The sequence below is a fragment of the Micromonospora sp. NPDC047753 genome, assembly GCF_040642735.1.
Lineage (GTDB): Bacteria > Actinomycetota > Actinomycetes > Mycobacteriales > Micromonosporaceae > Micromonospora.
The window spans coordinates 1-13542 of the sequence record NZ_JBEYSL010000156.1 but is presented as its reverse complement, the minus strand read 5'-3'; the positions used below and the strand labels follow the sequence as shown (position 1 = coordinate 13542).

At 67.5% G+C, this 13542-nt stretch carries 15 protein-coding genes; 9 read left to right on the top strand and 6 right to left on the bottom strand.

The genetic code is table 11. The features are described 5' to 3' along the window. Positions 1-730, bottom strand: a 730-nt coding sequence (locus tag ABZ749_RS15645; RefSeq protein ID WP_357228080.1) for an AAA family ATPase, incomplete at its 3' end; no start/stop codon positions are given. Positions 731-949: 219 nt separating this feature from the next. Here ABZ749_RS15645 and ABZ749_RS15640 point away from each other — a divergent pair. Further along, positions 950-1402: a helix-turn-helix domain-containing protein gene (locus ABZ749_RS15640; protein WP_357228076.1), complete on the top strand. Its 453-nt coding sequence runs from the start codon at positions 950-952 to the stop codon at positions 1400-1402. After that, positions 1395-1763 carry a DUF4180 domain-containing protein gene (locus ABZ749_RS15635; protein ID WP_357228074.1) on the top strand — a complete coding sequence of 123 codons (369 nt, stop codon included), beginning with the start codon at positions 1395-1397 and terminating at the stop codon, positions 1761-1763. The genes ABZ749_RS15640 and ABZ749_RS15635 overlap by 8 nt, the downstream gene beginning before the upstream one ends. 5 nt (positions 1764-1768) lie before the next feature. Here ABZ749_RS15635 and ABZ749_RS15630 read toward each other — a convergent pair whose 3' ends face one another. Continuing rightward, positions 1769-2185 carry a hypothetical protein gene (locus ABZ749_RS15630; protein WP_357228071.1) on the bottom strand — a complete coding sequence of 139 codons (417 nt, stop codon included), beginning with the start codon at positions 2183-2185 and terminating at the stop codon, positions 1769-1771. Positions 2186-2330: 145 nt separating this feature from the next. On the opposite strand from ABZ749_RS15630, the gene ABZ749_RS15625 reads away from it, so the two are divergent. Both ABZ749_RS15625 and ABZ749_RS15620 read left to right on the top strand, forming a co-directional pair. Further along, positions 2331-3215, top strand: a complete 885-nt coding sequence (locus tag ABZ749_RS15625; RefSeq protein ID WP_357228069.1) for a hypothetical protein — start codon at positions 2331-2333, stop codon at positions 3213-3215. A 60-nt stretch (positions 3216-3275) separates the two neighbouring features. Beyond that, on the top strand, positions 3276-3497 hold the full coding sequence (locus ABZ749_RS15620; protein WP_357228066.1) for a hypothetical protein: 222 nt from the start codon (positions 3276-3278) through the stop codon (positions 3495-3497). A gap of 65 nt (positions 3498-3562) precedes the next feature. Here ABZ749_RS15620 and ABZ749_RS15615 read toward each other — a convergent pair whose 3' ends face one another. Next, on the bottom strand, positions 3563-4468 hold the full coding sequence (locus tag ABZ749_RS15615) for a hypothetical protein (RefSeq protein WP_357228064.1): 906 nt from the start codon (positions 4466-4468) through the stop codon (positions 3563-3565). A 208-nt stretch (positions 4469-4676) separates the two neighbouring features. Between ABZ749_RS15615 and ABZ749_RS15610 the strand changes: the two genes are divergently transcribed. Together ABZ749_RS15610 and ABZ749_RS15605 are read left to right on the top strand one after the other, a co-directional pair. Next, the gene (locus tag ABZ749_RS15610) at positions 4677-5555 is read left to right on the top strand and encodes a cellulose binding domain-containing protein (protein WP_357228061.1); all 879 of its coding nucleotides are present in this window, start codon (positions 4677-4679) and stop codon (positions 5553-5555) included. A gap of 73 nt (positions 5556-5628) precedes the next feature. After that, the gene (locus ABZ749_RS15605) at positions 5629-7104 is read left to right on the top strand and encodes a hypothetical protein (protein ID WP_357228058.1); all 1476 of its coding nucleotides are present in this window, start codon (positions 5629-5631) and stop codon (positions 7102-7104) included. A gap of 68 nt (positions 7105-7172) precedes the next feature. Here the strand turns inward: ABZ749_RS15605 and ABZ749_RS15600 are convergent, their stop codons facing one another. Further along, positions 7173-8276 carry an FAD-binding oxidoreductase gene (locus ABZ749_RS15600; RefSeq protein WP_357228056.1) on the bottom strand — a complete coding sequence of 368 codons (1104 nt, stop codon included), beginning with the start codon at positions 8274-8276 and terminating at the stop codon, positions 7173-7175. A 212-nt stretch (positions 8277-8488) separates the two neighbouring features. Here ABZ749_RS15600 and ABZ749_RS15595 point away from each other — a divergent pair, with 212 nt between their 5' ends. From ABZ749_RS15595 to ABZ749_RS15585, 3 genes are all read left to right on the top strand, one after another. Next, positions 8489-9007 carry a flavoprotein gene (locus tag ABZ749_RS15595; protein ID WP_357228053.1) on the top strand — a complete coding sequence of 173 codons (519 nt, stop codon included), beginning with the start codon at positions 8489-8491 and terminating at the stop codon, positions 9005-9007. 210 nt (positions 9008-9217) lie between these two features. Further along, a complete protein-coding gene (locus ABZ749_RS15590; RefSeq protein WP_357228078.1) occupies positions 9218-10636 on the top strand; it encodes a hypothetical protein in 1419 nt (472 codons plus the stop codon). Then, positions 10633-11196: a GNAT family N-acetyltransferase gene (locus ABZ749_RS15585; RefSeq protein WP_357228050.1), complete on the top strand. Its 564-nt coding sequence runs from the start codon at positions 10633-10635 to the stop codon at positions 11194-11196. Before ABZ749_RS15590 ends, ABZ749_RS15585 begins: the two co-directional genes overlap by 4 nt. A gap of 1057 nt (positions 11197-12253) precedes the next feature. Here the strand turns inward: ABZ749_RS15585 and ABZ749_RS15580 are convergent. Continuing rightward, a complete protein-coding gene (locus ABZ749_RS15580; protein ID WP_357228048.1) occupies positions 12254-13030 on the bottom strand; it encodes a GIY-YIG nuclease family protein in 777 nt (258 codons plus the stop codon). Between the two features lie 256 nt (positions 13031-13286). After that, on the bottom strand, positions 13287-13542 hold a 256-nt coding region (locus ABZ749_RS15575), incomplete at its 5' end, for a hypothetical protein (RefSeq protein ID WP_357228044.1).

Below are 13542 nucleotides of genomic sequence, written 5' to 3'. Positions count from 1 at the left end.
CGACGAAGAACGGGTTGCCGCCGGTACGCCGGTGCACCTCGTCGACAAGGCTGGCCTCAGGCTCCCGGCCGGCGGTCCGGGTCATCAGTGCGGCCACCTCGTCGCGGGTGAAACCGGTGAGGGTGATCGTGGTGGCCTTCGCGACCAGCGGCATCAGCAGCGGGCGCAGGGGGTGCTCGCCCGACTCGACCTCGGCGTCGCGGTAGGTGCCGATCAGCAGGAGTCGCTCGAACCAGGTGTGCTGGGCGGCGAAGCTCAGCAACCGCAGTGAGGCCGGGTCGGCCCAGTGCAGGTCGTCGAGAACGACCACCATCGGCCGGTGCTGGGAGACGGCGACCAGGGCGGCGGTCACCGCGTCGTACAGCGCGAACGCCTCCTGGTCGGCGGCGTCCGGGCCGGGGTCGACGCCTGCCCAACCGACGAGGCGACCGGCCTGCTCGCCGTCGGCACCGGATTGGCCGAGCAGGGCCGCGAGGGCCGGCTCGGCGGACTGCCGCGCCACCGCCCAGTCGTCGGCGGAGCGCCGCAGGGCACGCAGCACCTGCACCCACGGCCAGTAGCCGGGGGCGCTGTCGGAGTCCCAGCAGGCGGCGCCGAGCACCAGCGCGCCCCGCTGGCGGGCCTCCCGGGCCGCCGACGTGACGAGGGTCGTCTTGCCGATGCCCGGCTCGCCGGTGACCAGGGCGAGACCGCCGTGGCTGGTGGTGGCGCGATCCACCTCGGCGCGCAGCAGACCTGCGGGGTGGTCCCGCCCGATGATGGCGTCGCCGAGCGCGTCCATGGTTCCCAGACGGTACTGGACCTGTCCGACAGCGCGAGCGGGTTAACCGGCGGAACGCCTCGCGGGGCCTCGCCGGCTCAGGTGGGTTCGGAGCCTTTGGAGCTGATGCCGTAAACGAGTCGACCCCATCACTCCCTATGCTTCCCTATCGGGGTAGTATAGGGAGCGATGACAGAAGAAATGTACTCAGTCGAGCAGGTGGCCGACCGGCTCAACCTGCACGTACGCACTGTGCGCGGCTACATCCGCTCGGGCCGGCTGCGCGCGGTGCGGATCGGCAAGCAGTACCGGATCGCCGCCGGCGACCTCGACGCGCTCACCGGCCAGGCACCGACCGCGCCCGGCGTCGCCAGGCAGGCGGAGGTGTCGAGCATCGTCCAGGTCGACGGTCTCGACAGGGCCGCCGCCGACCGGCTCGGCACGCTCGTGCTCACCAGCGCCAACACCGGCCACGACCAGGCCAACCCGCTGCGGGTGCAGACCGTGTACGACGAGCAACGCCATCGCATGAAGATCATCATCCTGGGTGACCCGGCCGCCACCGCCGAGTTGCTGCACCTGCTCGACGCCGTACTCAACGCCGACAACGGCCTGCTCGACCGGGAGGTCCACGATGCCTGACGAGATCCAGGAACGCGCCGGAGTGCCCGTGCTGGTCTGCGACCCCGACGGCCCGCCGGTGGCCACCGAGCAGGACGCGCTGGACCTGATCGGCGCGGCGTTCCTCGGGGCCCAGGTGGTCGCCGTGCCGGCCAACCGGCTCGACGCGCGCTTCTTCTCGCTGGGCACCCGTTTCGCCGGTGACGTGATGCAGAAGTTCGTCAACTACCGGGTGCGGCTGGCCGTCGTCGGCGACGTCTCGGCGCAGCTCGCGGAGAGTTCAGCGTTGCGCGCGCTGGTGCACGAGTCGAACCAGGGCGGGCAGATCTGGTTCGTCCCCGACCTCGACGCCCTCGACACCCGCCTCCGCGCCACCCGGTAGCCACCTCAGCGGTCGGGCACTACCGCCATCTCCACCGCGTCCGGCTCCACTCCCCTGACCCGGGCCTGCTCGGCCGCCCACCGCAGATAGGCCAGCCACTCCTCGGATGACCACCCGTTGCGCCGGCCGACACCCGCCTCGGCCGGAAGCAGACCGGCCACCACACGGTCGAGGATCAGCGGCTGCACAGCGCCGGCCCCTCGCCGGTAGCCGGCGAAGTAGAGAACCTTCGTGAACAGGCCCGGCCCCAACCAGGGCAGACGAGCGTGGTCGGGGTCGCGGAAGCGGCGGTACGCCGTCCGCAACGCCTCCTCGTTGGGCGCGGGCGACGTCTCCGGCGGTAGCCCCGCCCGCCATCGGTCGACGTTCACGGTGACCGGGGCCCGTTCGCCCGGCAACACCACACAGTCGGTCGTCTGCATTGGCGCCTCCCTCAGATCGCGCGTTCACGGAAATCCGTGGTTCGGACGCTATGGTCGGGCGCTCCCGCATGCCGCCCGCCGACGGCAAATCGCGGTATCGATTGCAGGGACGTCTGCCTCGGGGCGGCCAGCATCCGGCGGGGTCGTGAACGTCGCACAGTTGACCTACGGTGCTTCGATGCTTCCCCGAAACGTGAAGATCCTCGATCAGGTCCGCGCCGAGGCGCTGCGTCGCGGCATACCCGCCGCCGACGTGGAGCGCTGGCTGGGGCTCGCCCGCCCCTCCGCCCTCCTGACACAGGGGGGTGACGGACCGGTCGTGGGCGTTATCCGCGGACCCGTGATGCTTCCGGCCGACGCCGAGGACCCCGAGTATCCCCTGATCGCCACCATCGACTGCGCTGCTCTTCCGGCAGACGTGACCGATCTTCCACTACCGTCCGACGGCCAACTGCTGCTGTTCGGCTGGCCCGAAGAAAGCGGCTGGGGCGAGGCCAGATATGTGCCGGCAGACGTGGCGGTCGAGGAGCGAGCGCAGTATCCGCCCGACTTCCCTCCGGACGACGACGAGTACGCGGAGGTCTATTACGAGATCCCGCAGGGCGATCTGCACCTCACCGTCGACATCTCTCTGCCCTACGTCAAGACGGTCCCGGGGCCCCCGTGGTCGCCGCCGCTGCCGGGAGATCCCCCGTTCGAACAGATGACCGAGGTGTGGCAGGCCGTCCTGCGCAAAGTGCCGGACGGCATATTCTCCGCCGGGGGCCCGACGCCACTGCTGTTGGGCGGCTACGGCACTGACTGCAACGGTTTCAACCCCGCCTGGTTGGGCGCCCACCCCTCGGGCCGGTCGGGGTACGACAAGTCGGGGGGTGGTGGTGGGGAACCCGACCATGGTGACTGGGTTGTGCTGGCCGAGTTTCACGGCGGCAGACAGGGCGGCGCGAGCATCCACTGGGTGATCCAGCGTGCCGACCTGAAGGAGCGACGTTTCGACCAGGCCAGGGTCCTCGTCTATTGGAATCCGTGAGGCCGCTGGAGCTGACGAGGGTTCAGGACTAGCCGCACAGTGACCGGGTACGCGCGGTCCATGGGTAGCCACAAGCAGAACAAACACGACAGCGGCGGCGAGTCGGCGCGAGGCCGGCGGCATTCGGGCAGCGGCGCTCCGGGCCGCCAGGGCTCGCCCATGGAGCACTCGCCCGACCAACGGCACCGCCGTACCGCGACCGGCCCGGCCGGCACCGAAGGCGGCCTGGGCCGGGCCAAGGTCTCGGGCGACGGGCGGATCCAGCGCCAAGGCAGTTCCTGAGCCGACCACTCAGCCGGTGCAGCGGCTCGCGCTTTCGCACGGCGGCTGCACCGGCTGACTGGTTTCTACGGGGTGGCGCAGATGGCGTACGCCGTGTCGGACCAGTTGCCGGCGAAGGCGTCCTCCTCGTAAGCGCCAGAAGCGGCGGATGTCGGGGCGGTCGCGGGGCCGCCGTTGGGGCGGAAGTCGTCCACGATGCCCTCGCCGGTCACCCCGTTCAGCTCGTAGCCGGCGCCGGTCAGCACCTTCCCGACCGGGCAGGTCGCCGTGACGCTGCGGAAGTCGAGGGAGTTGCTGACCCCCACGGTGGAGGCGCGCACCAGGCCCGCGAGGGGGTTGGCGCAGATCGCGTACGCGGTGGCGGACCAGTTCAGGGCAGTGGCGTCCGCCTCGTACGCGCCGACGGTGACAGCGGTCGGTGCGGTGGCCACGCCCCCGTTGGGGCGGAAGTCGTCGACGACACCCTCACCGGTGACGCCGTTCAGCTCGTAGCCGGTGCCGGTCAGCACCTTGCCGACCGGGCAGGTGGCCGTGACGCTGCGGTAGTCGGCCGAGCTGCTGACGCCGGCCGTGGAGATGCGGACGAGGCCGGGCACCGGGTTGGCGCAGATCGCGTACGCCGTCACCGACCAGTTACCCGCGAACGCCTCGGTCTCGTAGGCGCCGACGGTGACGGCGGTCGGCGCGGTGGCCGGGCCACCGTTGGGGCGCAGGTCGTCGACGATGCCCTCACCGGTGACGCCGTTGAGTTCGTAGCCGGTGCCGGTCAGCACTTTGCCGACCGGGCAGGTCGCCGTGACGCTGTGGTAGTCGGCCGAGCTGCTGACGCTGGTGGCGGCGATCCGCACCAGGCCGGGGACCGCGGCGGACGCCGGGCTCGCCGGGGCGAGCACCGCTCCGGTCGCGACAAGACCGAGCACGAGTACGGACGCCCGAGCGCCGAACCGCCGGCCTGTGTTCTGAGTACGCATAGTTCTCTCCCGTCTGAGGCCGGACGGGGCGGCAGGTGCGACGCCGACGTCGAGGCCGTTCGTGATGACGGGTTGACGCTAGGTAGCCACCTGACCAGGCATTATCTCCAAACCGACTACGTCGCGTAACAGACCAGCAGGATGAACCCGGGTCCACATATTGACTGTTAACTATCAGTTCTGCGGGTGCGGCCCTAGCATTCGCCTCATGTCCGCTCGCCGCGTCACCGCCGCCGTAGCCGTCGCCGCGCTGGCGAGCCTGCTCGCCGTCAACGCCGCCCGTGCCGACGGCCCAGCGATCAGCACCCCCGGCGCCCCGACGGTGGTCACCAACGAACCGCATCAGCTCACGCTCAGCTGGGCGCCCTCCGCCTGGGTCGAACCTGGCACGGGGCAGCCGATCAACTATGAGGTGCAGGTGCCGCTGGGGCCGAACACGTACCGCTTCCTCGGCGCCACCACGGACACCACGATCACGCTCACCGACCTGGCACCCGGCACGACGTACCGGATCGCGATTGCCGCCCGCGCGCTCGGCGGCTATTCGGACACCTCACCCGCCACCACTGTGCGCACTGCCAGCGGACGCGCAACGGTCAGCTACCTCAACCTCGACTGGTCACCGACGAACAACCAGATCCAGCACCTCCTGAAGGTCACCAACACCGGCACTGGGCCGCTCGATTTGAGCACCGTGCAGGTGCGCTACCACCTGCGCTTCGAGGGCGGCAACACCTCGCTGGTGCCGAACTGCGACTGGGCCGCGCTGGGTTGTGACCGGATCCAGCAGACCGTGCAGTTCTTCGTACCCCCGGGTGGGCCGTCCGTGTTGTCGACGCCGGCGCCGCCTTATCCCCCGCCGGGCACTCCCGTCCCCGGCTGGGTGGAGCTGACCTTCACCGACGGCACGCTCGCGCCGGGTCAGTCGACCGGGCCGATCCAGCTTCGGCACCACCGGCACAGTTGGAGCACCATCGACGAGCGCGACGACCCGAGCTGGCTCGCCGCCACCGGCCAGTGGACCTCGAACGACCGGATCACGCTCGATGTGGACGGGGTACGCGAGTTCGGCGACACCATCAGTTGACCCCACGGCACCGCCTGCTCGGACGGTCGAACGCCTCAGCCAGTGGCTTGACCGGTCACCTTACGATCCGCTCATGCGGCGTGAGGAGATAGACGGAGTTACTGTCATCCAACGCACTGTGCCTGGCTCCCTGGCCGCGTCGTTGACCTTTGGGTGCGGCGCCCGCGACGAAGAGATCGACTCCATCGGCCTGACCCATCTCGTCCAGCACCTGGTGGACTGGACCGAGGATCACATCGCGGAGAATCACCAGGACAACATATGGATGAACGACACGTCGTTCCTCGCAGGCGGCCCACCTGATCAGGTCGTGAGGCATTTCGCCACCATCTGCTCGGCTATCAGTAATCTTCCGCCGGAGGATCTGTCCGACGCCGTCGAGGGCCTCGATGCGGACAGCCGGTACATGTCGAACATCGAAGAAGGGCTACGCGACCCGTGGGGGGCGCTGCTGTCGCGGCGTTTCGGGCCGAGCGGACACGGCCTGTCGCGCTGGCCCGCAGTGGACTACAAGCTCTTCACGGCGGACGAGATCCGACGGTACGTCGAAAGGTTCTTCACCAGCGGCAACGCTGTTCTCACAGTGACGGGCGAACCGCCTCAGGCGATGCGACTCCCGTTGCCCGCTGGCCCGCGAGTCACCCGCAGCACGCCACTCGTCAACAACCAGATGGGACCGATCTGGTACGCCGACGAGGTCCGTGGTGTCGCGCTGATAATCAGTGTCGAGCCCAGCGTGGAAGCGGTCTTCCTGATGTGGGCCTTGCGGGCGCGAGTCGCTGAGGCAAGACACCGGGCCGGGGTGGCCATTGGTGCGGAATTCATGTGCGAGGTCGTCGACAGTACGCGGCACGAGCTCGGGTTGAGGGTCACGCCAGACTTCGGCAGGAAGGGCAAGAAGTTCGACGCCACCGTCGCGGCGGAGCTGCTCTGGGCCGAGCTGCGGCGGCTTGTCTCCGACGGAGTTGACCGAGTGGAGATCGCTAACCTGATGCCAACGCAGGACGAGGACCTGACGGTCGAAGTCGAATGGAAAGATGCCATCCACAGCCTCGATTCCTTGACCCACCGGGAGCTGCTCGGCACGGCGGAGATCTACTGCTCGGAATCGCTCAGCGAGCTGGCTGGACTCACTCCGGAGTCGGCGCGGGACGTCGTATCGGGTTGGCTCTCAAGCGCCATGATCGTCGTACCGTACGGGTCGAAGCCCAACCTTCCTCGCGCCACCGAGGACTCCTGCCGGACCACCCGTTTCGTGCCAGCAGGTGAGGTTGTCAGGCCGCCGTTCTCCAAGCGGTTCCACAACAAGGCCAAGCTGGTCATTGGCATCGACGCCATTTCGACAGTGGATGGTGACGGGAACGTGCACACTGTCCCGCTGTCCCAGGCGCTCGTGGTTGAGCGGTTCGGCGTCATCCGGCTCGCCCACCTCGGCCACGGCTGCGTCACCACGATCTCGGACTTCGCTGACGCTGCCGACAAGCTCCGGGCCGTCCTGCCGCCGCGGCGCTTCCGCCAGGGCGTCAGGCAGCTCAGTTCCAGCTGGTAACCGAGCGTCAAGGATCATGAGCGGCGTGCATGCGCGGGCCGGTCGGAGTTCGTCCGGTAGGCACACCATCAGCAGGTGAAGCCCCTGGGCAGGTGGATGCGCGCGGAGGGGATGCCGAGGGCGGGCAGCCGTGACCGCGCGGCGGTCAGCATCGCGGGTGGGCCGCAGAGGTAGATCTCCTGATCCGGCTGGTGATGGTCGAGGGCGATGGTCAGGGCGTCGCCCCGCTCGGCCGGCTCGGCGAAGGAGTCGTCGGAGAGGGCAGGCACAACGGTCAGCCAGTCGTGGGCGCACTGCAACCTGTCGAGGGCGATCGCGTCGTACAGGTCGGTGAAGGTGCGCGCGCCGACGACGAGCGTCACCCGCCGGCCATCCGGTGCGGCGGCGACCTGTTCGACCAGGGCGCGCAGCGGCGCCAGGCCGGTGCCACCGGCGACGAGCAGCAGGTCGTTGGTGCTCGCCGGGTCGAGGCTCAGGCCGGTGTCGACGGGTGGGCCGAGCCAGAGCAGCTCGCCGGGGCGTACCCCTTGGACCAGGCGGTGGGAGACGGTGCCGGCGGGTACGGCGCGGACGTGCAGCTCAACGGTGCCGTCCGCGCGTGGGGCGTTGGCCGGCGAGAGCCAGCGCCAGTGACCCGGCCGGCGCGGCGTGCAGACCGGCACGGCCTGACCTGGCTGGAAGGGCAGTCGCCGCCAGGGACGTACCGTCAGGATGGCGATGTCGGACGACGGCCGGTCATGGCCGATGACCTCGACGTGCCACCAGGCCCGGCCGTCGCCGGCCTGGGCGGCGGCGCGACGGATGGCGTTCGTGGCAGGGCACAGGGCGCGCTCGGCGGTGACGGTGAGCTGCGGCGTCCACAGTGGGCGCGCGTGACGGGCGACGGTGGCGAGCAACGCGTCGCCGATGGTGGTGGCGTGCGGAAGCAAATCGAAGTGACGGTACGCGTGGCCGAGCACCCGGAGCAGCGCCGCCCGACTCGCCGGGTCGTCGCCGCCGACCAGGAGGCGGCCCAGCGCGGTGAAGAACAGCGGCGCATCGCGCTGCGGGAGCAGCCCAGCTCGGCGGTCTTCGACAGTGCACCAGAAGTCGACGGCGGCCCGCACGTCGACCGACTCCCAGGCGGCGGCCAGGCCCACACGAGCCGGGTGGTCGTCGTTCACGGTGGGCATGCCGGCTCCAAGTCGACTCGTTGGCTGGCACCGGGGCGGGAGGCGCTGCGCCGTTGAGGGCCGGCGCAACTCCGAGGCCGAGCACCCGCCCCGGGCCATGCGTCGACTGTCGCGGCTGACCAGGCACAACGGCATGTCACGGTGATCGTTGACGGCATACGCGATCGGTATGCGCTCCACGCCGCGACTGTCGAATCGGGCAGAATGCGGGCATGACGGAACGCCCGGTGCTGTATCTGGTCGTCTGCGCCGCGGGACCGGCGGAACACATCGACGAGCTGGTCGACCTCCTGATCGCCGACGGGTGGCGGGTCTGCATGATCGTCAGCCCCACCGCCGCGCCGTGGCTCGACCGGGCGGCGTTACAGGACAAGACCGGCTATCTGGTACGCGTGGAGTGGCGGATGCCCGGCGACCCCGAGCCGCACCCGCCCGCCGATGTGGTGGTGGCCGCCCCGGTCACGTTCAACACGGTGACGAAGTGGGCGCTGGGCATCAACGACACGCTGGCGCTCGGCGTCCTCAACGAGTCGCTGGGGGCAGGGCTGCCGATCATCGCGTTTCCGCACACCAAGGCGGAGTTGGCCGCGCATCCCGCCTATGCGGGCCACCTGGAGGTGCTGCGTGCTGCCGGCGTGGTCGTGGCCGACGGAAAGCCGCTGGACTCAGCGAATGGGCCGGGGCGTTGGGGCGTGGTCATCGACGCGCTGCGGGCGGCACGCCCGTCCTGAGTTCATCTGTCCGGCGGTCCTTTGACGATATGCGTCGCGCGTATACCAGTGCTCCACGCAGCGTGTTCAATGGACAGGCTCGATGAGGCGACACGGACGGAGCCGCCGGTGACACACTCGAACTGCCCTCGGTGCGGCGGACGGCTGGCCCGGGACAACGACAGCGGACGGTGCACCCCGTGCCAGGCCGCCGAGCGAGACCGGTTGAGCGTGCCGCCGAAGGTGCCGACGAGCTTCTGGGAGCACGAGCCGGTGCGACTCGCGCTGGCCGAGCGGCATCTGGGGCGGGTCATCCGGGCGTACCGGTGCCATCCGTATCACGGGCGGGTCGCCCTGCCGCAGTCCGTGGTGGCGGGATGGTTGGGGATCACGCAGGCACAGTTGAGTCGGGTGGAGAACGGCCCGCCGCTGGTGCACCTGGACCGACTGGCGCACTGGGCGCAGCTCCTCGGGATACCGGCTTCCCGCCTCTGGTTCCGCCTTCCTGGCCAGCACCACTGGAGCGATGCGAGCCCTATGGGTGGTGAAACAAGTAGTCCACATGGCGAGGATCAGGTGGTCGAGCAAGGCGATCTGGCAGCCGTGACGGTTAATGTGGAACAGGCATCGAGCCAAGGGGGTGGCGTCACGGACCGCCGACGCTTCAACGTCCTGGCCGCGCTCGCGGGACTCGCCGCAGGCGGTCACACGTACCTGCTCCCCGGACCGTCTGCGGAGGTGCCGGGAAGCATCGGCATGGAGCAGGTACGGCTCGCCAGTTCCCTGGTCGACGATCTCCGACGGGTTGATGCGGCCGTCGGGGCCGACCTGCTCTGCGACGTCGCCATGCAAGCGCACACCAGGCTGTCGGCCTGGGCAGCGCGGGCAAGCTACAGCCGTGAGGTCGGTGACGCGCTTCAAAGCGCCCTGGCTGATCTGTCCATCGAGGCTGCCTGGCTCGCCATCGACGCGGATCGCCGGTCTGAGGCGCGGCCGTACCTGCATGAGGCGATCACCCGTGCCCGAATCGCCGATGACCCGCAGGCGGAAGTTCGCGCTCTCACACACCTGTCCCTGCTGATCCGCGAAAGTCAGCCTGGCGAGTCGCTGCACTGCGCGGAAGCAGCCCTACGGATCTCCGCCGGGTGGGCCACACCTCGACTCACCACCTTGCTGCACCTGCGTAGGGCACCGGCCTACGCCGTCCTCGGAGATGCGAGTGGCTTCAGCCGCGAGATGGCCAAGGCCCGGCGCGAGTTGGACCGCGGCCCTCACGAGGATGACCAGGGTTTCGTGCACTTCGTGAACGCCCAGGAGCTGAACGGGATCGAAGGGCTGTCCTACCTTGCCCTCGACAGACCCGAACGCGCTGTTCAGTCGTTGCGCTCGATCACTGCCAACCCCTCGCCTAGTCATCGGCGGAACCAGGTCTACTACACGGTGCGGCTCTCGGAGGCCCTGTACCAGCAGGGCGACGTCAACGAGGCGGCTCGGGTCGCCCTGAACGTCCTGCCTGCCGTGCGCCAGATCAACTCGAAGCGGGTAAGTCAGCATCTCGCGCAGGTACGCCGAAGCTTGGCGGCACCACGGCAGGCGACCACGACAACCCGTCAGTTCGTCGACGCCTACGACCAGGCGGTGAACCTGTGATCGAGGGCTTGCAGCTTCGCCATTACAGCGCTGACGAGGCTGAGGAGATCCTCGATCAGCTCGTGGACCTCTACCTGGAGGTCTACGCGGGTGGCGGCGAGTTCTACAGCGAGGACCGCTACCGGCGTCAGCTCGACCTCCACATGCAAAGAGCTGGGTGGGAGTTGGTCACCGCAACTGTCGGCGGGGCCTTGGTCGGCTACATCTACGGCTTTCCGCTACCCGCTCAAACACGGTGGTGGGAAGGCATCCACGAGCCTGTGCCACCAGGGTTCACCGAAGAGGACGGCACGCGGACCTTCGCGCTCAGCGAGCTGCTGGTGCACCCTGCTTGGCGACGTCAAGGCATTGCTGGGGCGTTGCATGATGATCTTGTCAACGACCGCACCGAGCTGCGGGCGACGCTGCTGGTCCGTCCCGACAATATTGCCGCCCAGGCGGCTTACCACTCCTGGGGCTGGAGCAGGGTCAGCAGGCTGCAACCAAAATGGAAAGAGGCACCGGACTTCGATGTCTTGGTTCGAACCTCCAATAGTGGTGCGACCGCTTCGATTGGCTAGCTTACACGCGGAGCCATTCAGCCCTTATCGAAGCGGGAGAACAATCACTGCTAATGATGTTTCAGACTTCAGGGCAAGGCTAGGCCAAGTAGAACGAGATCGGCATTTCGCTTGGACTGCAATCCTCTTCAGCAAGTCGATCACACGCCATGGAAGCGAGAATTGATGGCAGAAGATGCCGCCAGCGGCAGCGACGCGGCTTTTCACGCCTGGCGGGAAGCCATGCTTTGCCTTACCTCCGAACAGGCAGCAGCAAGGTCCTGGCGACACGCTCGGTATAGCTTCGCCCACCGCCTTGGTAACGCCCTAGTAGGTAGCCACCACGAGCAGACGCCGATCAGGGGGGCCGTAATCTACGGGGTTTGGCTGCGCTGGGGATTGCTCTACGTTGGCCAAACCAGCGAGGCGGAACGGCGGCTGCGCGACCTGCCTGTGGGTGAGAGCCACCACCTAGCCAACACCTTCCCACCCGAGATTTGGCACAAGGTCGTAGTCCTGGCCTGGCCCGAGCTACCTGAGGCCCGATCGCTCGTTGGCACTCTCGACTCAAAGACGGTCGGATTAGCACTCGAGTTTGCACTGCAAGAGCAATTGTCCCCGGTCGTCAATTCCGAGCGCCGCAGACCCGATGGGGGTTGGCGTGACGTGGTCCGACAAGGCAGCAGATCCCGGGGGGCCCTGGCAGCGCCCAAGGTGATTGACCTTGTTCAAGCAGTACGTCGCTTGTGGGACGCGACTCCGTCGCATCCAACTATCGAAGCCGAAGTGCTGCCGGCCTGCCGGGTCGTTTTTCCTCAGCAATTATTGTCGCAGCCGAGCCCTCTCGCGCCGTAACCCTTTCTACGAGGCAATTACGTCTTTCACGCCTTGAGGCTCACCACCCATTCCCTAATCGCGAATTAGGGTGAAGGCGAGGGGGTGGCGGCATCGACGCTCTAATCGCGAATGTCCACGGCCAAGGAACGAGCAGATGGCGGCCACTTTCATTACTGTCAATGGGTCTCCATGTAATGCAATGCCGTTAAACAGGATTATCGCGAAGGCTGGATGTCAAGCGTTAGCCGTCGGCGGCTTCATCGGCACTTGACTCCTCGAGGACGTTACCGACCAACTTATGCACATTAATGGCATTGGGAGATGGCCTAGCCCGGCCTTCCGCGTAGGCCAGCCGCGCAGCCGCCAGGTCAGCGAGACGGACCGCTTGAACCACAATGACCCGCCGCAGACCGGGTGAGACCTCGCCGCGCTCGTGAGCGACCGCCGACACCCTCGCCAGGGTCTCGGCCCGGCGGGCGATTCGGACGTCTGGGTGCTCGCGGTCCTCTCGCAAGTCTTCCGGGATCAACTTGAAGCGATACGAGCGTGGCAGCCCCACGATCTCGGAGGTTGGCGGGATCTTCTCGTTCAAGATCGCCTTATACTTCGATTGGTCGATCGCCTGGCAATATGCCGAGTACTCGATTGCGTTGAGCTTCGCCAGCTTGTCAGGATCGTTGCGCAGGCTCTCGGTTGGCCACAGCTCCAACTCTGCGACCTCGAAGGGATCCAGGATCCGATACGCCAAGGTGTCACTCCGCTGTCCGGTCAGGTGTCGACCGATACGGTCTCCGAACTTCAACCACGTTTGCCCCACATAGATGGGCTCTGCATCGTAGTCGTAGAAAGCATACGCACCGATGCAGCTACCCAGCCGCTTTCCGCTTGCGGCGTCCGGGGATCCCATCGCCTGCTTCAGGAGCAGCCGAAAGCCTTGAACGAACTTTGTCGGCAGCGACGCCTTCTGTGGCCGTTGGTCGGCCGGCCCGTTGTACGACGCAACACCGCGACTAGCCACTTGGCACCCTCGACCTTCTCGCCAGGTCATCATCTGGAGGGAGAAGTCTACGACTAGTGATCTAAGGTCGTCGAGCATCGGGGCGGGGCAGCGCTCAGGCAGGGCGTCTCAGTCGAAGGTGTGTCCGTGGTGGAGCTCCAGCCCATCGGCGAATGCTCCAACCGACCTAGGCACCGAGGCGCTTACTTCAATCGGCGTCAATCCAAGTCGCGTAGGAGAATTTCGGCTGTGGCAGCTGGACGAGGCGCGCGCTTGCTTACTCAGTCACTGCGGCGTAAATGACGTCTGCTGAATCTTTCACCGGCTCGTGCTCCCAGACCCGGATGACGGTCCAACCCGCGGCACGCAGCGCTTCACTAGTCTTCACATCCCGCTCACGGTTGCGTTCAATCTTCTGATACCAATACCCGCTCGGATCTGACGGCATTCGGCAGTGGAGCTGACATCCATGCCAGAAACAACCGTCCACAAAAATCGCCACTCTGGGACGCGTGAAGACAATGTCTGGTCGG

What these genes read in the sequence shown, in the direction of transcription:
- ABZ749_RS15615 (WP_357228064.1), bottom strand. Translation starts at nt 4,468, where the DNA reads ATGCGTACTCAGAACACAGGCCGGCGGTTCGGCGCTCGGGCGTCCGTA.
- ABZ749_RS15605 (WP_357228058.1), top strand. Translation starts at nt 5,629, where the DNA reads ATGCGGCGTGAGGAGATAGACGGAGTTACTGTCATCCAACGCACTGTG.
- ABZ749_RS15630 (WP_357228071.1), bottom strand. Translation starts at nt 2,185, where the DNA reads ATGCAGACGACCGACTGTGTGGTGTTGCCGGGCGAACGGGCCCCGGTC.
- ABZ749_RS15635 (WP_357228074.1), top strand. Translation starts at nt 1,395, where the DNA reads ATGCCTGACGAGATCCAGGAACGCGCCGGAGTGCCCGTGCTGGTCTGC.
- ABZ749_RS15595 (WP_357228053.1), top strand. Translation starts at nt 8,489, where the DNA reads ATGACGGAACGCCCGGTGCTGTATCTGGTCGTCTGCGCCGCGGGACCG.
- ABZ749_RS15640 (WP_357228076.1), top strand. Translation starts at nt 950, where the DNA reads ATGACAGAAGAAATGTACTCAGTCGAGCAGGTGGCCGACCGGCTCAAC.
- ABZ749_RS15620 (WP_357228066.1), top strand. Translation starts at nt 3,276, where the DNA reads ATGGGTAGCCACAAGCAGAACAAACACGACAGCGGCGGCGAGTCGGCG.
- ABZ749_RS15600 (WP_357228056.1), bottom strand. Translation starts at nt 8,276, where the DNA reads ATGCCCACCGTGAACGACGACCACCCGGCTCGTGTGGGCCTGGCCGCC.
- ABZ749_RS15610 (WP_357228061.1), top strand. Translation starts at nt 4,677, where the DNA reads ATGTCCGCTCGCCGCGTCACCGCCGCCGTAGCCGTCGCCGCGCTGGCG.